This is a genomic window from Pseudaeromonas pectinilytica (assembly GCF_054780855.1).
The window spans coordinates 31,631-55,994 of sequence record NZ_BAAGVN010000034.1 but is presented as its reverse complement, the minus strand read 5'-3'; the positions used below and the strand labels follow the sequence as shown (position 1 = coordinate 55,994).

The window sequence follows — 24,364 nt, the reverse complement described above, 5'->3', positions numbered from 1 at the left end:
CAACGAAAGAAAAAATATAATGAGGAGCCAAGCTCCTCTGCTCATCAATGAGAAAAAGGTTCGTTTAATCCAGACCATCGAATGTGAAAATGATTAACCCAGATATCGCTCCAACATTATTTCATATTCCGCAAGAATTTTATTCCAAGTGAATCTCTGACTAAATATAGCCTGAGATTCACGCTGCAACTTATGAACTAAATCTTGGGAGCTTGTTAATTCAGTGATCCGTAAATCACAAGATGATGTATCACTAAAATAAATAGCACCATCGGCTGCCACCCAACGATTAAAATGGTTATCGTGCGCTATGATGGCATTGCCGGCTCCAAGCGCCTCAACCAAAGAAGGGTTCGTTCCGCCAACGCGGTGACCATGAATATAGGCTAGTGCGTAATAACGCAAAGCTGATATATCCTCAGCCGCATAGATAGCTCCAGGAAATATAACATCCGCATTGGCGATTGACATAACACGAGCATGAAATGGATTCGTCAAGGGATCATAATGCCCCAATACGACCAATTTTATATCTCGAGGTCGCTGCACAAAACCAGAAACAATTTCATACAGGGAGTTTTCCGGCTCGGCACGAGCAATAACAATCAAGTATTGCTGTGGTTTTAAATTATATCGATCCAAGATGGCGACATCGGCATCTACGATATGTCGACCGCCATACGGGATCATAGTGATCTTGCTGCGGGATACTCGGCTAGCCAAGTGATCGGCAATGCGAGGATGATCGGCGACTAAATGAGTTCCAAACCAACATCCGAAGCGCTCATTAAGCCAAAACCAGGTTTTGGCAATGACGCCCCACTTATCTCGACGCCACTCAATACCATCCATATTGATAATATTATTACGGCCAGCGGCGTAGTGTAATAAATTAAACAATGCCGTATTGTAGCCAAGTGTTAATAAAAGATCAGAGCCTTTCAGCGAATGGAGCACGGTCCTAAAATCGAATTCAATGGTACCTAGCGCGCCGCGGGTTGTCACCGGAATATGAATAAGTCGTATACCTTGCCATTCGGATTCACGATATGAACCACTCTCCTCCTGACAATACACAGTTACTTGCCAGCCGCGCGATTGTAAATATAATGCCAAAAATTCGGCAAATGTTTCGAAACCGCCATGCGCAGCTGGAATACCGCGGATGCCAAGAATTGATAAAGACTTCATCGTTTCATTAACCCATCAAAATAAGAAATAATTGAATTTTTATAAGCATGCTCAGAAAAATGGTCCTGATATGTCTGATATGCCGCTGCAGACAGTTTTTTATATTCATCCGACATGACCGATGGTAATGCCAGTAAAATATTGGATAAGGCATGAACATCCGATGGCGGGAAAAGACGCCCATTCAACGAATCAGTAACAATTTCTGGCAAACCACCGTGGCCGGCCGCAATGACCGGCTTGGCATATGAAAATGCTTCGATCGCCACGCGTCCGAAAGGTTCAGGCTTGATCGATGGCACCAGAACATAGTCAGCCCAGCGATACATATCGGCAGGATCAGCAACAAAATCATGCAGAGTGACGCAAGCGGCAAGCTGGTTTTGCGCGATAAAGCTACGAATATCGTCAAGAAGGTATTCATAGCCGGTAAATGGACTTCCGACAATTTTCACTGCAATCTGGCTCAAGATCTCACGGGGTAAACCAGCCAATGCCTGTAGCAGTAACAGTTGCCCCTTCCAGGTATTGATCCGGCCAATTAATAATAAATGGCTCTTATCATCCCGAGTTGAGGGTGAACCAAATTCAGGCTCTGATACGCCGTTATAAATAACGGTACCTGAAAGACCAAATGCGTCCCGAGTGGCATTGGAGTTATAGATTAACTTTACGTTTGATAATCGAAATAAAATCTTGAAGAACCGCAACAACCATTTGCCAGGAATTTCTCGCACATGACAAACAATCGACTTTGAACTAAAGCGGTAAAATATAGCGGCAACCAGCGGCGCCAGCATCACCACGGTATTAATATAAATGCAACGAAATTTACCAAACAGAATCAGATAGTAAAAAAATGAGCGAATCAACTCTAACGTATATGAAAATGGCTTTTTCAAACCATTTTTACGGAGAATGCCATACGGATAGAACTGAGTGCTGATGGCTTCAGTATCGAATAATTTGGCCAGCGGCCCAGTAAATGGCAATACAACCTGCGGCACATAACCAGCAGATACTAACCCACTAACGGCAGAAAAAAAACTGCGATCCGAACCGTACAACTCAGCACTTTGGTGTAAACATAAAATATTCTTTTCATGAGGCATTATTGTAACGAACCCTTTAATTGCGACAACAAGGATAGATATCGGATTTTCCTATATTTGACCACTTGCTTAAAAACAAAATAGAGCGAGTACCAAAAAATCCGAAATCTATAGCGTGGCATATCATCAAAAACCAAAAACCAGGAAGACATCAGATTGTTCAACCTGATGAGTCTGGATTTATCATCGATGTTAACATTTCGTAATGCCGAGTCATGTTCCACATCGACAGGCATAATAAATAGAGAGTAATTAGCTTTAGAACAATCTCTAAAAAATCGGGTGTCGACACCATAAAAACTTAACCGTTCGTCAAAACGCAAGCCACTAGAAATTACCTGCTTAGAGATACAAGTCCCACTCATCATAGCAGTGAAATTTCCAATCTGGGTAAGACCAGGATTGATGTTATCTATTGACTTACCATGAACGCCAGCGAGGATGCCAGGAGAAATAATTTTTCCATTTAATTTAATAACTGGAATTCCAATATCTGCGGCTTCTGCATGTGCAGATTTTATCCCAGCCAGATAATCATCTGTAATTACAGTATCATCGTCAAGTATGACCAGAAAATCATAATCCGATAATTCTTTTATTACTTTATTGTATACCTTAGCTAGTGAGGTATTTTCCCCACAATGAAATCTTTGAATTGCATGAGATGATATAAACTCTTCGTCGTCAAACCCATAAATAGAGTTATCCCAGACGCAGATCCGCGGAGTTATACCAGATGAGGCAAAATTTAATGCTGTTAATGAGCGAAGTGTTTTGGTTTGACTAGGCACTGTCGAATAAACAACGATCAGAAAAACTACATTCATATCATTGCCCACGATACTTTACGATTCTGGCGGGATTACCAACAACAATAGCATTATCAGGAATACTTTTCGTCACAACTGATCCAGCACCAATAACTACACCATTTCCAATGGTTACACCTGCTAATACCGTTACCTTAGCACCAATCCAACAATCATTGCCGATAGCAATGGCTGCCCGTGTGGTACCCTGTTCACGAATAGGTTTTGAAAGATCATCAAAATTATGATTCTCAGGGTGAGCGCTGAAATACTGGGCGATTATCGTATTATTTCCAATCGACAATCCACCACTACCACCCAAGGAGCTGTATTCACCAATCCCGACTTTCTCGCCAATTTTTATATAGGCCCCAGGATTATTGAGCGTCGTAGAGACAACAATTCGACAAAAAGCACCAATGGACGTCTTTTTACCAATATATAGTCCATCACGTCCAAGGCCACTCAATATAGAATAGTCACCAATCGACACGCCTGACTCAATATGAATGTTACTTCTAAAATATATGGTTGTACCTTTCCCCAAAAAAATAGGTTTTGCTTTGAAAATAAACCCACGCATTATTGCAATAAATTTCACAGCACAAAGCCTAATCAAATCAAATTTATTTAAAGAAGAACCTAAAACTCGAAATATCATTCCAAACCCCATCAGCATTATTTCAACTTCCCAACTCGAGCAGTGTCAACAACAGAAACCGTGTATGGCATGTTATAAACATTTAGTGCAAATGCAGAAATTATTGCAAACACGAATAAACTTGAATCGTAAATGTTAGTGAAGTTCGATAAAAAGAAAAGGGACAGCAAAGAAAAACCTGACGTCATCAGCACAGATTTCAGTATTGGACGGTGTGTAAATTTTGCAGTTCTAATCATTTCAAAGCTTAATGAGATAATGATACCAAAATAAAACAGTCCGCCAATGACACCCAAATCCATAAATATCGTAGCTAACGAAGACTCAAAAAAGAATGGATAAGAGCCAGATGCTATCCCCGTGCTGCCAATACCGTGTCCAAATGGCTTATCTGTTAATTGCTCAAGAAAACTCAAAAGCATGGGTATACGAGCTTTAGAGGACTCATCCCCGATTCCCGCATCTGAGAGTAAGAGTACTAAATAAATACTGAAGGCATAGAGACATATGGAAACAACGAAAAACCTAAACCTAGTAATACCAAATATGCTAAAAAACAAGAAAACCAAGCCGGAAAAAAACATCGCCAAATAAGGATTTCTCGTAGCGGTAATCCACAATCCATAATTAAAAAGACAAGCAAGCACAAATGCTGATAACTTTAGTTTATTACTCTTAAAATATAAAACCAAAAAGGAACTCAGTAGTACAGGAATAATATACAATTGGGACAGTGTTAGCTTCGACCCAACGAAACCAAACGCTCTAACCTTCCCATCACGGATAAAGTTATAGATGACAAACAGGCCTTTATCATTATATAGATCATAAAAATAAAAATCCGTAGGGTTTCCTGAGTATGTCAAATCGATATATATAGAATAAACCACATTCATTAGTGCTGAGAAAAATAATATGGTGACCAAAAATATTGACTGATGTGATGGGAACTTGACGTTGAGTGAATAACACACAATGAGAACAAATAACCAAAAGTATATGTTTTTTATAGACAAAATTATATTTGTTATTTCATATCCTGCTTTCAACCCAACGAGTACATATACAAACAAAACAATTGAATAACAAACAAGAAGTTTAGCCCTACCCCGTGCCACACCATAATGATAATACCAGAGACTCAGTGGTATAAAAATCATAAACAACTTAATCATCAAGAATATCGCAGAATACAATTCAACGCCTGAATATTGAGCATGTACAAGAATAAAAGATTCAACCCAATACCAAGGCATCGCCAGCAAAAACAAATAACATATATACTTGTTCGACACTAGAAAATTCATATCGACTTCTTAATAAACCAAATGATGATAAGGTAATCAGGCATAGGATATATTCATGCCTGATAAATCACCTTCCGCAACTAGCTATATTTTTTTAACTTCATCAATAAATCCATGCCCACAGACAAGGTCCGGTTCAAGATGAGCCCCTTCGGCCCATTCATTCCAGGCATTGATAAAGACAAAATTATCATCTTGATAATCAGCGACTGAGGTTGCCGCATGCTGCAACCATTCACCAAACGGTTGCGGATCCAGATTCTGGATCACGCGAGAGCCATCTTTACGGCGCGCACTGTTATCCCATGACGGGATCACCGACGGATAGACTTTAACCCCAGGCTGCTGATGTTTCTGTAAACCACGAATCGCATTATCCTTTAACTTCTGATACGAGTGGCGGTGCGTCGTAACGAAGAGTACGTCATGGGTCTTACGTAGTTTCCGGTAACACTCATTCACCAGACTCTTCAGCTTGTTTGCCACACGGCGAACCAGTGCTTGCTTGGGTATATATCGCTTGTGCGGTTGAAATTCGATAACGGCATCAAAACCTTTCTTGATAAAGCCTTGTTCATCCGTCAGTGAAAAATTGTTATACACGGCGACCAGATGCAGACCCGGAACTCCTGCATCCACCGCCATCTGACGCCATAAGAGCAAAGTTCCTTCAACATCAGCGATCAGATCCGGGCGATACACAATAAACATTGGTTTATTATCAACGCAGATGTATCGCGGATCGGTAAAAAACGAGAGCAGATACTTAAAGTGCTCTATGTCATCTTCGCGCGAATGCTCTTGCTTGATCAAAACATAGCGATCCTCGCCGCTCCATGTCCGGCTCCAGGTTTCATTGGCCCAGCATAAGCAGAACGGGAAATCAGGCTCTTGGGACTTGAGAATATCCTCAGTTGGCCGTTCTAATAACTTATGGCCATTGAACCAATAGTGATAATAGCAAAAGCCATAAATACCATTGTCTGCCGCCAACTTAGCCTGTTCTTGCCGAGTTTCTGCAAGTCGTAAATCATAAAACCCGAGGTCGGCTGGGATATGTGGTTGATAATGCCCACGAAAACGCGGTCTAGCTTGAGATACATTGGTCCACTCAGTAAAGCCTTTGCCCCACCACTGATCATTCTCAGGAATTGGGTGAAATTGGGGAAGATAAAAAGCAATAAACTTAGCCATTTTTGCCACCGATCATGAAGTTATTCGTTTTGACACCGCAAATAGTCATTATTTTTTTACAAAGAAGAATAACTCTATAATTTACCGATAAAAACAGTTTCATTAAAATTCGTTCCAAAGGATAGTCCTGTAATGCAACCATAACTGCGGACAGTTCAGCATCCGGCACAAATGAATTTGACTTTTTTACATCTATCACTTTATTAATGAGATTCCTATAAAAAGATGTCTTGAATATTTTTCTATTCATGTGCTTTGAGTAGCCCCATTCCACGATAGATACATTATTAAGAAGATTACTCCATTCGACACAAAATGCCTTAATGATTTTATAATTTCCGCTATATTGAGATCTAATCGCAATTAGCGGATTCGACAAAACAATCATTTTGGAGCAATTCCTCAACATGGAATATAGAACATAAGACAAATAAATATCAGTGCCTATAAATCTCCGGTCTTCAGCTGCTATCAACCATTTTTCTCTATCATAAACAAATGATGACACAAATGTCGCCCAAACTCCAACATGCTCAACAAAACTTTGCTTATCGTTGAATACTACGTCTTCGACATCTTCTTTAAATATCCGATTATGTTTAGGTAGAGTGTTGGCATATTCACCAGAGAACACATAGCCATTTAGAAAAATAAATAAACCATCCCTCTCTTCTTCTTTGAATTTTTTAATATTGGTTACAATTTTTAAAATAATGCCGCTTTCAGGGATATCATCATCTGACAATGAAAAAACATACTTCCCTTTTGAATGCAGAGCACAATTGTGAATATTTCCATCGATCCCAAGATTTATCTCTTCATTGTGTAAACTAATGAAAGGATAGTTTTCTTTAAGTGTAATCAGATACTCAGTTGTGCCATCAGTAGATGCATTATTACATATCAGGAGTTCTACGAGCCCCGGCTCCTTGGTATTAATTTCTAACAACTGGGGGATTACTGCATCAATTGTTTCGACAAGGCAGGAAAGCCGGTTATATGTTGGAATTGCAACAGTTAACAACACTGGATTTAACCTCTTGTATTTTTTTCCGCAAGACGTAAGGTGCAAAGATAGCGAATAAGGAAAGACTAATCGAGGTGGACATCAACACTGACTCAGCTGATAACTCAAAATATACTAGCAGCGTGATAGAAAGTGGGATATTTATAACTACAGCCATTAACGCGAAAAGAACCTGAAAACGCAAAACTCCAGCACCGCTCAACATAGCTGAGAATATATTATTCCATGACATTATACTAATAAACAACACCATCCATAACAGCATAGATTTATCCACTTTAAAATCAGTTCCGATCCATAGTGGAAAAATATAACTAGACATAAGTAGCAATGAGACAAGCAATATCAGTATTAAAACAAACCCACCCAATTGAATTTTCACTGCTTTATCAATCCATGGTGTATCCTTTCTTGCTACTGCATCAGCGACGGCCCCCCACGAAGGAGTTGTTATTATTGATTGTAAAAAAACGACAATACTGAAATATTTATATGCAATGTCATAACCTGATGTTTCTGCTGCACCTACGAATGAAGTTATCATTAGTTTGTCAGACGAAAATATAATTAATGATGACAATTGGAGGATAAAAAATGCAGATCCCGTTTTTAATACAAAAAACTTGGGATTCAAGTTGAAATCCTCTATAAGCGGAATCAAAAATTTATATTTTCTAAAAAATAGCCACGCAGAAACAATTAAAGATGACACAAGTGAAAACGAATAGATACTTGATGTAAATAAAACTGAATTATCTATAAAGTGTAGATATACAGGACATAACAACAACAGAATAATGACACTATTTAAAAGTTGACTATAAATGACATAGTAAGATTGTTGCAATGAGTGGTGTAAATGATTTATTAACCCAAAAACAAATGCAAGTATCGCCGCCCCAATAACCACATAAACACTATAAAGAACATCTTTATCAAGTTCAATGACTACCAAATTCGGAAATATCAATCGAAAAAATATAAACAGTAATAATAGTACAAAAAATACAGCACCAAATAAAGAACACATTAGAAATGCATTAGATATGTATTTCCTCGCCTTTGCATAGTCATGCAATGCTACGCATTCGGTAATTACATTTCTCAACCCATTCCCGATACCGAAATCAAAAAATGTAAACCATGTGAATATGGGCAAAATTGTTGCCCATACTCCATATTTTTCCGTGCCGAGGGTTTTATAAAGAATCGGCGTCATCATCAATGACACCAAGATCCCACAAACTTTCGCAGCTAAAGATAGTTTTATGCTTTTAAACAGCTTTTGTGTTCTATTCATCACAACTGTTTGCACCAGTTATACATTTTTTCAATTCCATCTTGGAATGAAACCTGAGGCTGCCACCCAGTCAACAACTTCACCTTAGTTGTATCTGCAACAAATACTTTTTGATCGCTTTCTCTTACTGGCAATTTTGTGAAAACTAGTTCGGTCGAAGCAACCTTATTCAAATATTCAAATAACTCAAGCAATGACAAACTATTACGGATTGTCCCACCAATATTGAATGCATTCCCCTTCGCCTTATCTAAAGAACCAAGCGTGGAAAAATAGAGTGAAATCATATCATCTGCATGCAAGACATCTCTGACCTGTTTGCCATTACCAGAAATGGTAAATAACTCCTTGCTCCCTCGACTAGCCTCAACTGCTTTTTGACAAAACCAACCGATCCATCCTTGATCGTAGGTGGCAAACTGGCGTCCGCCATACATAGATGAGTGACGGAACACAGCTGTCTTCAAACCAAAAATACGCGCATAATCCAGCATATATTGATCGGCTGCCCCTTTAGAACAACCATAAGGAGAATGAAAGGTCAATTGGACGGATTCATCAAAACCATTGGGCTTTTCAATGCATTCATACCGTGTTTCAGTTTCACGATACGTAAATTGCTCAAGATCACCATAGACTTTATTGGTAGATGAATAAATAACACCACACTCAGGGTTAAAAAGACGAATCGCTTCCAACACATTCACTGTGCCGCCAACATTGACCTCAAAATCCATTTGTGGGTTGTCGATGGAAGTAGTCATAGCCACTTGCCCAGCGAGGTGGAAGATATTATCTGGCATATACTTTGCGATCAGACGCGTCACATCATTCTTATTGCGGATATCACCGTGAACAAATGTAAATTTACCTATCGATTGCAACCATTTTAAATTTTCAGTAGAACCAAACCGAGAGAGATTGTCGAATACAATCACATCCATCCCCGACTGGATGGCATGTGACGCAAGATTACTACCAAGAAAACCACAACCACCCGTAATTAAAAGTTTCATACTCGTTCCTTATTAATCATGTCAGCTACTGCATCTGGCAGTTTATAATTTAAATTCCAGCCAAGTGTTTCTATTTGATGTGTATCGGCACAACTATACATCAGCTCATTCTCACGCATGGGAATGGCACCGAACTCAATCTCTGAATTAGTTTTTGTTACTGCAGCGACTAACTCGACAAATTCTCGGACTTTTAACGCTATTCCTGAACCAATATCAATACTCTCAAAACTGTTTAATTGATTCAATGAACTGAGGATGCACTTAAATGCCGAGATCAGATCAGCAATGTAAATAAAGTCACGCTGTTGATTACCATCGGTCAGTCGCAAGGGTAGATTCGCTACACACTGATGAATGACATAGGTTGTAAACTTACTCGGATCGTCATTGGCACCAAAAAAATGTTCGAGCCGTAGATTCACAAACTTAATACTATGAGATTTGCAGTATTCCTTTGCCAGGTCGACAAACTGGTTCTTGGTCATGGCATATAAACTGACCGATGCTGGCAATGACGTACCGCAGTTTATAAATACGGCATCATGTTCAATGCATTCCAAGATCTGTTGCGGAAAGGCGATATTGGCGTGGATCAGATCGGATAATAATTCACCCTTGCGGCCATACAAGGCAGCCGTATTAATCACTACATCTGACTTGAAACTTTTTATCTGTTCGGACCAATCAGTCTTATCCACGTCGATAAAGGTGATTTTATCTTGGTTACAGATCCGATCTAATTTGGAACTTGAACGCACTGTTCCTGCTATTTCATGTTCAGTGATTAAGGCATTGGCCAGCTGACTACCGAGATAACCACCAATGCCTGTAATTAGGATTTTCATAGTTAAACGGGGAATCACTTCCCCCACCTCTCGTTAGAAGCTGACACCAAAGAATTCTTCGAACTTGGCGATCACATAATCCAGATGATCATGGGTCAGGCCCGGGTAGATACCGATCCAGAAGGTCTGGTTCATGATGCGATCGGTATTGGTCAGCTCACCTACCACACGGTAATTGCGATCGGCGAAATAGGGCTGGCGGGTCAGGTTGCCAGCGAACAGCAAGCGGGTGCCGATCTTGGCTTCATCCAGGAACTTCACCAGATCAACCCGGCTAACGCCGCTGGTTTCTTTCAGGGTGATAGGGAAACCAAACCAGGAGGGCTCTGAGTTTACGGTGGCTTCTGGCAATTCGAGGAACTCGACGCAATTGGCAAGGCCGGCCTTCAGGTAGGCAAAGTTGGCTTTCCGTTGTTCGACAAACTCTTCCACGCGCTCCAGCTGGGCCAGACCACAGGCCGCTTGCATGTCGGTGATCTTCAGGTTGTAACCGAGGTGGGAGTAGGTGTACTTGTGATCATAACCCTGCGGCAGGGAGCCGAATTGCTGGGTAAAGCGGTGACCGCAGGTGTTATCACAACCCGGTGCGCAATAGCAATCCCGGCCCCAGTCGCGGAAGGATTCGATGATCTTCTTCAGCTCACTGGACTTGGTGAACACGGCCCCGCCCTCACCCATGGTGATGTGGTGGGCCGGATAGAAACTGACGGTCCCGATGTCGCCAAATGTGCCGACCATCTTGCCATCATACTTGGTGCCCAGGGCATCGCAGCAATCTTCGATCAGCCACAGGTTGTACTTGTCGGCAATGCGGCGCACTTCCGCCAGATTGAAGGGATTGCCCAGAGTATGGGCGACCATGATGGCCTTGGTCTTGTCGGTGATGGCGGCTTCAATCAAGGCGGCATCGATGTTGTAGGTCGGGATATCCACATCGACAAATACCGGGATCAGGCCGTTTTGCATGGTCGGGTTGACGGTGGTCGGGAAACCTGCGGCGACGGTAATCACTTCATCACCAGCTTTGAGTGCACGCTCACCCAACTTGTGGGAGGTCAGCGCCGTCAGAGCCAGCAGGTTGGCGGATGAACCAGAGGTGGTGGTCAACACATACGGCACACCTATGTATTCGCCCAGCTTCTTCTCGAACGCATCGTTAAAGCGACCTGTGGTCAGCCAGCCATCCAGCGAGGCTTCGACCATCAGTTGCAGTTCCCGTGCACCAATCACCTTGCCGGAGGGCGGTACCACACTGCTACCGGCCACAAAGGGTTTGGGAGCCAATGCCTGTTCGGCATATTGGGCAACCAGTCCGGAGATTTGTTCACGCAAAGCTTGAGCTGTCATTCGTCTTGTTTCCTGTTCAATGGTTTGGGCCAGATCGCGGCCGTGCTCTCGGGCGCGGCCGCTGACGAGGCGAAAACGAAGGCAGGCCAACTCTGGCCCGCCGATATAAGCGGTTTAACCGGCCTTGGCGGCCATATAGTCGCGGATCTCTTGGAGGCTCAGAGCCCGCATATCTTCACCGGCCAGCCAGGCCTTGTGCCAATTGACGATCCGGCCCAGGGTGGTCACCAGATCCCAGCGCGGGTGCCAGCCCATTCGCATCTTGGCCTTGGAGCAATCGAGCTTGAGGTAATGGGCTTCGTGGGGATGGTCGGCACCATCCAGTTGCCAACAGGCATCGCCGCCCCACAGTTGCACCATCTTCTCAACGATAAACTGCACCGGCTGGGCATCGTTATCGTTCGGGCCAAAATTCCAGCCTTCGGCAAAGCCACAGCCCTCGGTGTACAGCTTTTGCGCCACCAGCAGATAGCCGGAAAGCGGTTCGAGAACATGCTGCCAGGGGCGAATGGAGTGGGGATTACGGATCACCACCGGCTGATCGTTTTGAAACGAGCGCAGAATATCCGGGATCAGTCGATCCAGCGCCCAGTCACCGCCGCCAATCACATTACCGGCGCGCACTGAGGCCAGTGCGACGCCGTGTTTGGCATACTCTTTCGGGTTGAAAAATGAGTTCCGAAACGATGAGGCCACCAACTCCGCACAGCCCTTGCTGTTGGAGTAGGGATCGTAACCGCCCATGGCCTCGTCTTCCCGATAGCCCCAGACCCATTCCCGATTCTCGTAACATTTGTCGCTGGTGATATTGACCACCGCCTTGACGCCACCGACACGGCGGATGGCTTCCAGCAGATAGACAGTCCCCATCACATTGGTCGAGTAGGTTTCTATCGGATCGTCATAGGAGAGGCGCACCAGAGGTTGAGCCGCCATATGAAACACGATCTCGGGTTTGAAATCGCTCAGGGCCTCACGTAGATGGAAAAAATCGCGAATATCGCCCTCTTCGGACAACAAACCACTGCCGACACTGGCCACCGCAAACAGGCTGGGCTCGGTAGGCGCAGGCAAGGAATAACCCCGTACCGTAGCACCCATCTCTTCGAGCCACAGACTCAGCCAACCGCCTTTAAAGCCGGTATGGCCTGTGACAAACACACGCTTGCCTTGCCAGAACTTTGCGTCAATCACCGTTGTTACTCCCATACCTTCCAGGGGGCTTTGCCACTTTCCCACAAGCCTTCCAAGTAGTGCTTGTCACGCAGGGTATCCATGGGCTGCCAGAAACCGCCGTGCTCGAAGGCCATCAACTGACCCTGTTCGGCCAGAGTCATCAAAGGCTCCTGCTCCCAAGTGGTCGCATCATTGGCAATCAAATCGATGACTTTGGGGCTCAGTACGAAGAAGCCGCCGTTGATCATGGCACCATCGCCCTTGGGTTTTTCCTGGAAGGCGCGGATCTGTTTATTCTGGATATCCAGCGCACCAAAACGTCCTGGTGGGAAGGTGGCAGTCAGGGTCGCCAACTTGCCGTGGCTGAGGTGAAAGTCGATGGACTGGCGGATGTTGACGTCGGAAACGCCATCACCGTAGGTAAACAGGAACGCCTCATCATCTTTGACATATTCGGCCACCCGCTTGAGGCGGCCACCGGTCATGGAAGCATCTCCAGTATCAATCAAAGTGACATTCCAGGGCTCTGCACGCTTGTGATGCACCTCCATCCGATTTTCACGCATATTGAAGGTGACATCGGACATATGCAGGAAGTAATTGGCGAAATACTCCTTGATCACATAGCCCTTATAGCCGCAGCAAATCACAAAGTCATTGATACCATGGGCAGAGTACATCTTCATGATATGCCAGAGGATCGGCTTACCGCCGATTTCGACCATGGGCTTGGGCTTTACAACAGTTTCTTCACTCAGGCGAGTACCAAGCCCACCCGCCAAAATTACAGCTTTCATCCGATTATCCTCGTTGGGTCACAGCAGGTAAGAAGGCATCTGAATGAAATGCCTTTTCTTCCAGCCCTTGTTGTATAAACGCATTTTTTGCTACCGAGATCATCGCGGCGGAGCCACAAGCATAGACCTCGACACCACTCATATCTGGAAAGTCAGCCACGACAGCCTGATGCACAAAGCCCTGACGCCCGCTCCATGTCTCATCATCAGAAACCACGACATGAGCCTGGATATGGGGATAATCGCGAGCCCATTGGGCTGGCAACTCCGAATAGATTGACTCTACGGTCCGCTGTCCCCAATAGATATGAATGGGTCTAGCGTCGTGATTGGCGATCAGGGATTCAACCATGGCTTTGACCGGAGCAAAGCCGGTACCACCAGCTAAAAAGATTAAGGGACGATCACCACTGCGGATGAAAAACGAACCATGTGGGCCATGCAGGCGGAGAAGTTGTTCTGGCTTGAAGCTGCCAAACACCATTTCACTAAACTGGCCACCTACTACCTTGCGGATATGCAATTCCAGTTGGTTATTTTCGACGGCGGCACTGGCAATCGAATAACTGCGGGTGATGCCACTGGCGGTTAAATCCAGATATTGCCCCGGCAGGTAATTAAAACTCGCGGTAGGTGGTACACGCAGCCGTAATATGGCCACATCTGCCGTCGGAAATTGCATATCGGCAATTTTACATGGCAGTGTCTTTTTTACGATACTTGCCAGCTCGGGATAATATTCTGCATCGAGCTCCACGGATGTTTTCGCCCGACTGGTACAGGTCAGAACAATATTCTCTGCTTTCTCATCCTCGGTTAATACCGAGTAGGTATCTACAAACTCAACCTCACCGGCCAGCACCTTGGCCTTACAGGCACCACATTGTCCGGTACCACAACTGTGTTCCAGCACAATATTATTTTTCTGTGCGGCTTGCAGAAGCGATTGTTCGCCTTCAGCATAAAATGTGACACCAGAAGGGTGCAACTCAATCAAATTATCCATTACTCGCCCACCAACTTCCACTCACAATATAGATGCTATAACTGTGAATCTAGTATGCATTTTTGTTTATAAACCCACGAAAAATAGTGAAAAATACGATCTTTAAATCTAACCACAAGCTCCAACTACGAATATATTCGAGGTCAAACTCTACTCGACGTTCCATCTTCTCCAGAGTATCAGTTTCACCTCGCCATCCATTAACCTGAGCCCAGCCCGTAATTCCTGGTTTAACTTTATGGCGAAGCATGTAGCCTTTAATTAACTTACGATACTCTTCATTATGGGCGACCGCATGTGGACGAGGACCAACGATCGACATGTCACCCTTTAACACATTAATAAACTGCGGGAGTTCATCCAATGACGTCGCACGTAAAAAACCACCGATACAGGTCAATCGACTGTCGCCTTTAGTGGCTTGTACAACTTTATCACCATTTTCCATTACAGACATCGACCTGAATTTCCATATTTCTATAGATTTACCGTCGATACCATATCGCCGTTGTTTGAAAACAACAGGACCAGGTGATGTCAACTTGACAGCAACAGCGATTATGATCAGAACGGGAGAAATTAAAACTGTAATCATAGAAGCCAAAACAATATCTTCAATTCGCTTTATAATTGCATTTAAGCCAAACATCGGCGTATCGAAAATTGAAATCAACGGAACACCATTCACGTCTAATGCCCGCGAATGTAATAGATTAAAGGTAAAAACATCAGGCACGAGCAAGACTGAGCAGGTAGTATCTGAAAGTTCTGAAATCAAGTAGCGGATTCGTTTTTCTTGATTCATGGGTAAAGCTATATAAATGCGATCTAGCACACCGGCTCTAGCATCATTAACGAGTTGTTCCAACTCACCCAAAACAGGTAGCGGCTCTGTGCCAATCATTCGATGACCTTCGCCTAGATCATCATAAAAGCCAAGCACTTTAATACCCAACCACGCAGAGGATTGAATCTGCTCAGCAAGATGAAACGCAACCGGATTAAGACCAACAATTGCAGCCATTCTCTGGTTATATCCTTTTGAGCGCATATAACCGATAGCGGAGCGGAGAAGCAGTCTTACCATGCTCATCAGGATCAAGGCTGAGACATACCATTTAAGTTGTAGCTGCAAGTCCAGTGAGGGTAAAAAATCACTGTAAAAACCCATCAGGCTTGAAACTGAAAAACTAGCTGACCATATGATTACCGCTTGCTTTATTTCTCTGGTTACGCCGATACCACGCCATGAACGATAAAAATCACTCCCTTCTGCGATAAGTTGAAAGAGAACCAGTGTGCTCAATAAACAGACCCACGAAGCCATAGTCCAACGTTGATCATTCAATTGAAATAACACAATCAGGCTACCCGCGATCAATGCCACATCAAAGAACCGCTGGAGAACAGCTATTGTCGAAGCGTTTGATCTCAATACCCCGTGCTTAATTGGTGGCATATTCAGTGCTCCTTTATATTTTATATGGTCATAGGTCAATTGCTAATCAGCATTGACTCCCTAACTTCTTATTATTTTTTATCAATAATACCTGCAGGCTCCGTCAGCGTATAAAGGCCATATTTTCTTCCCAGCATTTGGCCACCGTCACGGGTCAAAGGAATCCATACGATAGAGCCAACTCGTGTCGTCGGATGAACGAGAAGGAGATCCAATGGAATACTTACGTAGAACCCCTTAGTAAAGCTCCCCTCGCCATACTCTTCGGCACTCACATCAGTAATAGTAGCAAACGCTCCCGCGATAATGCCGCTATCGAATCGTCTGGAAAGATCCAAGGTAAAACCTTTATCCTCGGCCAAATACTGACCAACGCTTATTTTAGCCAGCGTTGATTCTAGCAATGGTATCTGCCAGTAAAGAGTAGCGTGTCCTGTCTTAGCTGTGTAGTCGGCCAGTTTCAGCGTATTATTCCAGTCGCGTTGGCGAACATAGTTTCCATCGACACCTAATGCCCAGCTTGCCCCATATGGCCGGTATAAAAATTCGGCACCAGCCCCGGCATACATCATTTCCAGATAACCAGTATATGCTTGGGCATACAGGTCCTGCTTTAATTCATCCATCCACGATGCTTGTAAATTGTTCAGCAGCAAGTCTGAAGATGCAACATATTCACGAACATGTGTTCTAACTCGAGGGAGGTCCGTACCATCATTCGGTGGTGCCGTATAATTAAACTTATCGAAGTTATCAACCCAATTCAAATAGATAGTACTGGTTAACCACATGTTGCTATTCACATGAAAGTCAGCACTCGTATTCAAACCAATCTGATATAAATAAAATGCTTCCGGACCACCCCATGATTGTTGCAAGGTCGGAGTGAACGAATAATCAAACGGCGATTTATTAGAGGAATAAACCATGCTGCCAGCTATTGGCTCTGGAGATTTATTATTCTTTACTTCGGTACCCTGCTGACCAAGATATTCACCAGAATATTTAGCTTCCAATTGCTCAGCAACAACTGTTCTTTGCTCGACAGGCAAGCCTTCTCTTGTGTCAATGAACTTATATGTATCGGCCGTATCAGTTAAGCTATTGTTCAGTATGATACTTGCACGTTGATCGGCTTCACTACGATATCGATATTTTTTCTGTTCACCCATGACAGTGACAACGCTATTTTTGTCATCGACATATATCTCAGGATTACTAATTCCAGCGTTGTTTGTTAATGCAGAGCCCACTTCATCCCAATTGACTGAATTGTCTACGTCAGACTTAGCTTGGTATTCGTGACGCGGTTCGTCAACATTCACATTGGCTATATCATTAAAGTTTGTTTGTAACGAAAATCCCCACATCAGGGTGTTGCCACGTTGGTAACTTATTGTGGTATCCAACAGGCTTGTTGCTTTATAAACCAGGCCAACATTTATTGGTGTTGATTGATTAATAACACCCGCATATTCTTGGCTGTAGTCATTTCCATCATATTCGACTTTAACACGCAATGGTTTCCATGGTGTTTGATACTCGATGCCACCAAACAATGCCGCTGAACCATGAAACATATTGCCCAATTCAAAATCACCCGGAATACCATTAAATCCAGGGCGAATACAGAACGACTCCTTATAGTTACAGAATGGGTTGGATATATTCGCACTCTCTGCCATATTCCCCCAGCCCATGCCCAAAGTGAAGTCGATATCCCCCCAACGCTTTGACGCCGCGAGATATTCGCTATCAAATAAACCTGTGCCCGCAAAGTCTCTAACACCAAAAACGGTTTGGGGTGCCCAATATCCTTCATCGAGTAACTTAAATTTAAAATCGATGCCTTTATCCTTGTGACTTTGATCGCCACTAAAACCTGGATTGTAACTATAGGGTTTAGTTCTAGTGTCGGTATAACGAAGTGTTGTTTCCAGCCAATCATAAATTTGAACAGAAACTGCCCAACGTCGATACTCTTTGCTGTCGTGATAACTTGCGCTGAATTCACCATCTCTAGCCATACGAGCGGATGGCATCTGTAATAAACCCACACCACCAAAATCCGATTGCGAAGGCTCACTGCGGTCGAATCGTGACGGCATTGTTTCGGAATGTGTGGTATTTGAAATAGCTAGAGCTATCAGACTCAAGGAAAATACAGGCAACTTCATCATAGGGTAGTCCGGGCAGCAATCAGCTTGGCAATACGCAGGTTGAGATCAGAATATTCGGCAGGAAGTGTGCCATCGGCAAAGCCGACCAGGAGTGCAGCTCCGGCCATCGGCTCCCGATGCAGCTTATTCCAGTAGGCAATCGGCACTTGCTGCACCCGGCCATCGGGCTGGCATAGCATCACTTGAGTCTGCTCAGCTCCGGTGAAGTACTCTCGTCCCTGAAGATAAGCGGCCACGTCTTGCCCCGGAACCAAGCTGACGCTTGCCGGGCTGGCCATCAGGCCATAGAGATGAACCTGAGGTTCACGGGCAGCCAGCAGCAGCCGGTAATTTCCAGCTAGCAGCGGATTGGCTTCAGTACGAATGCGCACCCAGTCCGGATCCAGTTTTGCCTCTAGGCGACCCGCCACAACCAGGCCGCTGACCAACTGCAACATCAGCCGACTGTTATAGGCAAGCGTCGGTTGATAGTCCTGCTCCGCCGTCAACATCAGCGTCGTCAGCCGCTGAATCAACGCCTGCTGCTCGGCCTGGATTTTCCGATCCTGTTCCGCATTGGTGATCCGGCTGGCAGGCCAATAGATGGCCTCCGGGTGGGTTAATTGTCCCAAAGCGGCATCCAGGCGGCTCCCTTCAGCAAGGCTCAGCTCTTGGCGCTGATCCGCGGCAGGTCCCTGGACCTGGATTTCAACCGCTGCAGCAGCGCTGGTCCACAACAGGGCGCCCATGATACATAGCGTGGCTTTCATAATCTGGATTCTCACAGCGGTTTAAGCAGAGTAAATTCGATGACAGGCAGCTGTGGCCCCAACTGTTGCTGGCTGACCAGCACATCACCCGCTTGCGGATCGATCCAGAAGTGGTTCGACCACTGCTCGCCGGTCTGCAGATCCTGGACCTGCTCTTCCAGATGCAACAGGCTCACCGACTTGCCCAGGATCTCTTTGGTCTCCAGCTCACGGCGGAACAGGGTCGCTTGCAGCTGATGCCCACTCTCATCATCCTTGGACCACTCGGCACTGTATTGCCAACTCTGGCCCGTCGCCGGTATTGATAAGGCCGAACGCAGCGGATCCCGGCTCCGGTCGCTCATCCAGCGCAAATCGCTTGGCAAGCCGACCGTCTTGACCAGGCGCCCCTGCTCATAGACGAACAAGTTGCGATCGGCCGAGATCCACTTCAGCTGCTGCTGTTCTTCAAAAGCCAAGACCACAAAAGCCCGCGGAAGATCGCCAACGGTCAAATAAGCGCTGGGATATGGGATATCAGCAATAGTCTGAGCAGAAACAGTGACATCTGGCGTACCGAGCGTAACCAGTTTGATAGTTTCCACATAATTGTTTGATTGCTGGCTGCAACCGGCAATGAAAGCCAAGCAGCAGTACAACGCGCGATATGACAGTTGATTCATTAGTAGCAATTACCCAGTGACAGCTTACCTGAGCACAATTTCTCAAGGGTCCCGAGATTGATGACAGGTAAATTGTCAAAAACAAGAAACCACCCATAACCTCTGACATCGCAAAGACACAGAGGTATGGGTGGTAATACGATTACTTGGTAGTAGTCGTCGTGGTCGTGGTCGTGGTGACAGTACTATTACTAGTGCTATCAGATGCAGCGATGGCAATAGCCAGGGCCGCAGCAGAGACGCCGGCGATACCAGCAGTCGCACCCTTGCTCAGCTTGGCGCCATCAGCACCAGCCGCTGCTGATGCGTTACCCGCTACCAGCACCAGGGCTGCTGCCAGGGTAGTCATGATTTTCTTCATCCGTGTTTCCTCTATTTAGTCACTTCAGTAAAAACAGGTTATTGCCATGATTTATCACTTGCATGATAAATAGCAGCAAAAACCATGCCTCAGGGTATAGTCAATCGACGACGCTTCGCAAATGATTTGTCAATTGACCTTGTTCACAATTCGAGCATGACACACATCCCCTGATTGTGGTTATTCGTTGTGGTGAACCTTTATCCGTTCGTGGTGAGCTTGTCGAACCATTCCCCTTCGACAGGCTCAGGGCGAACGGTGTGAACATCAATCGCGAGCTTCGCTTGCTCCTACAACTGCAAGAGCATTTTAATCAATAGCTTCATTTGCTCCTACAACTGCAAGAGCATTTTAATCAATAGCTTCATTTGCTACTTCAACGGCGAAAGCCAGCAATGCTTCAATCACAATAAACCATGCGTGCGATTACGCTTCGCTAATCGCACCTACAAGAGCCTGAGCCTTTTGTCGACGCAGGGCGTGGCGGAGCAATACCAGCATCACGCCCAACATGCCGCCAAGTATGCCGCCGAGCACCACTATCAATGCGCGCTTGGGTTTGGCTTTCTCTTCCGGCACCACGGCGGGATCCAAGGTTTTAAAAACATACTCCTGATTCACTTCAGCCAGCATCAAAGTTTTAGTTTGCTCTTCAATTAACTTATAGAAGACAGTCTGCATATCGGCGACCGAAGTCTTCTCTAACTGCACTTTGAGATAGGCAATATTGCGTTGGGTCTCATCAATATCTTTTTGCTTCATCACCTCATTTAAATCAGCCACCAGCCAGTCCACCCATTGCTTGGCAACCTCAGGCGCATAGTATTCGATACCAATAGTGACCAGCCCACTCTTCTTATCCTGCTCGGCCGTCATCAACTGGCTAAATGCTTTGTACATTTCCCAATCCGAGGGCTTGGGTTGCTTGGGTGGATCCACCTTGCGCACCCAGGTTCGGGTCTGTTCATCGTACAAATCGGGGTCGATGCGGACCTTATCCCCCAGTTTATTGGCCCCCAGGGTCGCCATCAGCGGCACCGCCAACTGATGGCGCTGAATAAAGCCAGCAACAAATTGCCGAGATTTAGCCACTTCAATCGCTAGCCCCACCTTATCGATGCCACCACCGCCGAGATTGATGCCCGCCAGACTGGCCAAGCCACCCAATTGCCCGGCCAGAGCACTCAAGCCCCCGCCTTGCTGCTCCGATGATGGTGCCAGCTTGGCTTCCGCGCCATACGTGTTGGGTAACCACAGGGCGATGGCCACGGCGATAGCCGTACATAAAAACCCACAACCAAGGATCCACCAACGCCCCTGCCACAAGGCACGAAATAATTCAGCTAGGTCGATTTCATCATCGCCTGCCGGATAGGACAGCGACGGAATTTTGGGCTCGACCGATTTGGTTTGCATTGCTTGAGTCATGTTCTCTCGATCATTCATTCGATGCTAAAGAAGCGAGCGGGCGTTCCCGCTCGCGGATTAGTCCTTGATAGCGGCCCAGGCGACACCCAACTGGTACATCATCTGGGTCGCAGTCGACCAGGTACTCAGGCTATCCAGATAATCACTATCCACCGGGGCCACAATGGTATCGCCGGGCTCCAGGGCTTGATTACTGCGTGAGAACCAGTAGTTGCTGCCTGGCAACATCACAGCACCATTCGCCTTGATGACATAGATACGGTCGGTATCAGCCTGCTTCTTGGTGCCTCCCGAGCGATCCAGATAATCCTGGATCGACAGCGCAGGATCGAAGACATGGGATGTCGGCATCTGCACCTGGCCTGCGACCGAGATGACATTCTGAAATTGGGGAACATAGAGCTTGTCGCCATTCTCCAACACCATGTCAGCACGCTTATCACCCTGAATAATGCTTGGTAAATTGATACTTAACCGCCCGACAGCTTGAGTCCGGTCCAATCGACTGACCAATTCGGACGCCTCTGCAGGCGATGAGGTGCGAGCGCCCAGACTACCGGTCTGCCGACGCAGGGTCATGGTAGCAATCTCTTCTTGCAATTGTTCTTTGATATAAGCCAGACGATCAGCCTCTTGGCGACGCAGGGATTCACGGGCGAAAACGCTACCGTTGGCATAGCCAAATTCGGTAAGTCCTCCCGCTCGTTTGAGCAGGTTGCCCAAGGTTTCTCCACGACGGACTGAGTAAGTGCCGGGGAATTTCACCTCACCCAATAATTGGACCGTAGCTTGCCCACGCCAATCAGGGTTCGCGAGTACATTCAAGCTATCTTTGGATTGCACGCTAGGGGCCCCCCCCTTTGCCAGCTGTTCAATCGTTAATCGCTGATAAGTGAGTGATATATCGCCTTGAGCGGATTGATTGACTCGGGATAGTTCGGCGGCGAATGCGGTTTCCTGCAAGCCACCCGCAGCAAGCACTAGATCGAACTGCGTCATGCCGCGCGTTACCGGATAAACACCAGGATATTTCACCTCGCCACGAATTTCTGCAATTTGCACGGGATGGCTAATGGAGGATTGTGCTTTGAGCTTTTCAATCACAGGTCGCAGTAAAGACTCTCGGCTATCTGCAACGACATTTTCTGTCACCGTGGAGTTTTCTAGTTTAGACAGCGATAACTTACTGTTTTGAGTGACATCATCCCGGTCCACCACAGCTCCGGTCGCTTGATCAACCACGCTTGGATTTCTCAATTCGTTTTCAGCTTGCTTAATGTTGGCCTTCAGGTTTTGCTTGCTAGCCGTCGGCGAAAAAGTGGCCTGGATTTGATTCGAAAATACCAGCAGTTGATCCCGCGGTTGCAGCAGCAAATCGTCGCTCTCACCCGGTACGCTGATGGCGCGGCCCAGATTGAACTGGATCACTTCGATATCGTGGCGCGGATTGATTTCGCGCACCACCAGAGCGTAATCCAGATCGGCTGTGGCTTTCAGATCACGACGCGGATCTTTGAGCAGTTGGCTGATACGTATGCCTGGCTGGTAGCTGTAAGTCCCTTCGCGAACCACGGCGCCCTTGATGGCAATCGCTTTGGAGTATTCGGTGGTGGTTGGCTTGGCTTCGATCTTGTCACCATCACGAATGGTGAAGTTGCGATCCGTTCCGCTGGCCAGATCCAGATTGAACACCTGGGTGCCGTTTTCGCCGCGACGGGTGACCTTCACTTCCCGCAAGGCATCGGCCTTGAGGCCACCGGCTACCTCCAGCACACTACCAATGGCAGCCGGGCCCGAGAGTTCATAAATTGCCGGACGTTTGACTAGTCCAGCGACGGCCACCTCGGTTCCCTTGGTCGGAATAAAGATGGTATCCCCGGCGCGCAGGCGAATATCCTGCTCGGTATTGCCCCAGATCAGCATCTTGTACAGGTCAACATTCTGCACGATTTGACCGGCGCGCTTGACCTGGATCTTGCGCAGCGAACCCACGGTATCGATACCGCCTGCAATCTGCAGCGCCTGGCTCACCGTGGTCAAAGCGTTGACGTTATAGGCGCCTGGACGATAGGCATCACCCATCACGAAGATCTGCATGGTGCGCAGGGCACCAAAGCTGATCGCGGACTCGACACCGATAAACTGCTCGGCAATCCGTGATTGCAGGGTGTCGCTCACCTGCTGGAACGTCAGACCGGCAACGCTGATCGGCCCCAGTTTCGGAAACTCGACGCTGCCATCCCGATTCACCTTGAGTTTGTAGCTGGCGTTTTCCTTGCCATACATCTGCACCCGCAGCTCATCGCCAGGGCCGACCACATAATCATCGGGTACCGGAATATCGCTCAACGGGGTCAGGGAGGTCGGTTGCGCTGCAAAGACGTTATAGCCAAAGGGTTCAAGTCCAGAAGACGCAGTCCCCTGACGTTGGGTCGCCTGTGAGTTATCGACTACTCTCGGAGCTAATGTGGTCGGATTTGGGGCCGCTTGTGATGTCGCCCCCTGTTGCGATTTTAGCTGGCTCAGATCCATCCCGTATTGGGCGGCGACCGCCTCCTGCTGGGCAGGAGAGAGCTGACTAAACTGCGCCATGACATTGGCGGGAATTTCAGCGGAAGCCTGACCCACGGCCAGACCCAGACTCAAGCCCAGCAGGGCCATGCGCATTGTTGCTGCTCTCATTGTCACTGCAATCCTATGCTGTTGCTTTTACATCAAAAAAGCAGAGTTGCTG

At 46.1% G+C, this 24,364-nt stretch carries 21 protein-coding genes; all 21 read right to left on the bottom strand.

The window, feature by feature from the left end:
* Positions 1–93 precede the first annotated feature (93 nt).
* The 21 genes from ACYVG7_RS03525 to ACYVG7_RS03425 all read right to left on the bottom strand — a co-directional run bounded on the left by ACYVG7_RS03525 (position 94) and on the right by ACYVG7_RS03425 (position 24,312).
* Positions 94–1,191 (bottom strand): DUF1972 domain-containing protein, encoded by a 1,098-nt coding sequence (locus ACYVG7_RS03525; protein ID WP_460881868.1) that lies wholly within the window; start codon positions 1,189–1,191, stop codon positions 94–96.
* Positions 1,188–2,303: a glycosyltransferase family 4 protein gene (locus tag ACYVG7_RS03520; RefSeq protein WP_460881867.1), complete on the bottom strand. Its 1,116-nt coding sequence runs from the start codon at positions 2,301–2,303 to the stop codon at positions 1,188–1,190. The genes ACYVG7_RS03525 and ACYVG7_RS03520 overlap by 4 nt, the downstream gene beginning before the upstream one ends.
* Positions 2,303–3,130, bottom strand: coding sequence for a glycosyltransferase family protein (locus ACYVG7_RS03515; RefSeq protein ID WP_460881866.1), 828 nt, complete (start codon positions 3,128–3,130; stop codon positions 2,303–2,305). Before ACYVG7_RS03515 ends, ACYVG7_RS03520 begins: the two co-directional genes overlap by 1 nt.
* Position 3,131: 1 nt before the next feature.
* The gene (locus tag ACYVG7_RS03510; protein WP_460881865.1) at positions 3,132–3,791 is read right to left on the bottom strand and encodes an acyltransferase; all 660 of its coding nucleotides are present in this window, start codon (positions 3,789–3,791) and stop codon (positions 3,132–3,134) included.
* Positions 3,791–5,080, bottom strand: a complete 1,290-nt coding sequence (locus ACYVG7_RS03505) for a hypothetical protein (RefSeq protein ID WP_460881864.1) — start codon at positions 5,078–5,080, stop codon at positions 3,791–3,793. Before ACYVG7_RS03505 ends, ACYVG7_RS03510 begins: the two co-directional genes overlap by 1 nt.
* Positions 5,081–5,164: 84 nt before the next feature.
* Positions 5,165–6,274 (bottom strand): glycosyltransferase WbsX family protein, encoded by a 1,110-nt coding sequence (locus tag ACYVG7_RS03500; RefSeq protein ID WP_460881863.1) that lies wholly within the window; start codon positions 6,272–6,274, stop codon positions 5,165–5,167.
* A complete protein-coding gene (locus tag ACYVG7_RS03495; protein WP_460881862.1) occupies positions 6,267–7,301 on the bottom strand; it encodes a glycosyltransferase family 2 protein in 1,035 nt (344 codons plus the stop codon). Before ACYVG7_RS03495 ends, ACYVG7_RS03500 begins: the two co-directional genes overlap by 8 nt.
* Positions 7,270–8,601 carry a lipopolysaccharide biosynthesis protein gene (locus ACYVG7_RS03490; RefSeq protein ID WP_460881861.1) on the bottom strand — a complete coding sequence of 444 codons (1,332 nt, stop codon included), beginning with the start codon at positions 8,599–8,601 and terminating at the stop codon, positions 7,270–7,272. The genes ACYVG7_RS03495 and ACYVG7_RS03490 overlap by 32 nt, the downstream gene beginning before the upstream one ends.
* Positions 8,601–9,617, bottom strand: coding sequence for an NAD-dependent epimerase/dehydratase family protein (locus ACYVG7_RS03485; protein ID WP_460881860.1), 1,017 nt, complete (start codon positions 9,615–9,617; stop codon positions 8,601–8,603). Before ACYVG7_RS03485 ends, ACYVG7_RS03490 begins: the two co-directional genes overlap by 1 nt.
* A complete protein-coding gene (locus tag ACYVG7_RS03480) occupies positions 9,614–10,483 on the bottom strand; it encodes an NAD-dependent epimerase/dehydratase family protein (RefSeq protein WP_460881859.1) in 870 nt (289 codons plus the stop codon). Before ACYVG7_RS03480 ends, ACYVG7_RS03485 begins: the two co-directional genes overlap by 4 nt.
* A gap of 15 nt (positions 10,484–10,498) precedes the next feature.
* Positions 10,499–11,812: a lipopolysaccharide biosynthesis protein RfbH gene (gene rfbH / locus ACYVG7_RS03475; protein ID WP_460881858.1), complete on the bottom strand. Its 1,314-nt coding sequence runs from the start codon at positions 11,810–11,812 to the stop codon at positions 10,499–10,501.
* A gap of 114 nt (positions 11,813–11,926) precedes the next feature.
* Positions 11,927–13,006, bottom strand: a complete 1,080-nt coding sequence (gene rfbG, locus ACYVG7_RS03470; RefSeq protein ID WP_460881857.1) for a CDP-glucose 4,6-dehydratase — start codon at positions 13,004–13,006, stop codon at positions 11,927–11,929.
* A 5-nt stretch (positions 13,007–13,011) separates the two neighbouring features.
* Positions 13,012–13,785, bottom strand: a complete 774-nt coding sequence (gene rfbF, locus ACYVG7_RS03465) for a glucose-1-phosphate cytidylyltransferase (protein WP_460881856.1) — start codon at positions 13,783–13,785, stop codon at positions 13,012–13,014.
* A gap of 4 nt (positions 13,786–13,789) precedes the next feature.
* Complete coding sequence (locus ACYVG7_RS03460) at positions 13,790–14,791, bottom strand: 2Fe-2S iron-sulfur cluster-binding protein (RefSeq protein ID WP_460881855.1); 1,002 nt, start codon at positions 14,789–14,791, stop codon at positions 13,790–13,792.
* 49 nt (positions 14,792–14,840) lie between these two features.
* Positions 14,841–16,250 (bottom strand): undecaprenyl-phosphate glucose phosphotransferase, encoded by a 1,410-nt coding sequence (locus tag ACYVG7_RS03455; RefSeq protein ID WP_460881854.1) that lies wholly within the window; start codon positions 16,248–16,250, stop codon positions 14,841–14,843.
* 71 nt (positions 16,251–16,321) lie between these two features.
* A complete protein-coding gene (locus ACYVG7_RS03450; RefSeq protein WP_460881853.1) occupies positions 16,322–18,430 on the bottom strand; it encodes a YjbH domain-containing protein in 2,109 nt (702 codons plus the stop codon).
* On the bottom strand, positions 18,427–19,179 hold the full coding sequence (locus tag ACYVG7_RS03445; RefSeq protein ID WP_460881852.1) for a capsule biosynthesis GfcC family protein: 753 nt from the start codon (positions 19,177–19,179) through the stop codon (positions 18,427–18,429). Before ACYVG7_RS03445 ends, ACYVG7_RS03450 begins: the two co-directional genes overlap by 4 nt.
* 11 nt (positions 19,180–19,190) lie before the next feature.
* Positions 19,191–19,763: a YjbF family lipoprotein gene (locus ACYVG7_RS03440; RefSeq protein WP_460881851.1), complete on the bottom strand. Its 573-nt coding sequence runs from the start codon at positions 19,761–19,763 to the stop codon at positions 19,191–19,193.
* 220 nt (positions 19,764–19,983) lie between these two features.
* Positions 19,984–20,202: a hypothetical protein gene (locus ACYVG7_RS03435; protein ID WP_460881850.1), complete on the bottom strand. Its 219-nt coding sequence runs from the start codon at positions 20,200–20,202 to the stop codon at positions 19,984–19,986.
* 426 nt (positions 20,203–20,628) lie between these two features.
* On the bottom strand, positions 20,629–21,630 hold the full coding sequence (locus tag ACYVG7_RS03430; protein ID WP_460881849.1) for a Wzz/FepE/Etk N-terminal domain-containing protein: 1,002 nt from the start codon (positions 21,628–21,630) through the stop codon (positions 20,629–20,631).
* Positions 21,631–21,687: 57 nt separating this feature from the next.
* Entirely contained in the window at positions 21,688–24,312 is a 2,625-nt protein-coding gene (locus ACYVG7_RS03425) for an SLBB domain-containing protein (protein ID WP_460881848.1), read from the bottom strand.
* Positions 24,313–24,364 lie beyond the last annotated feature (52 nt).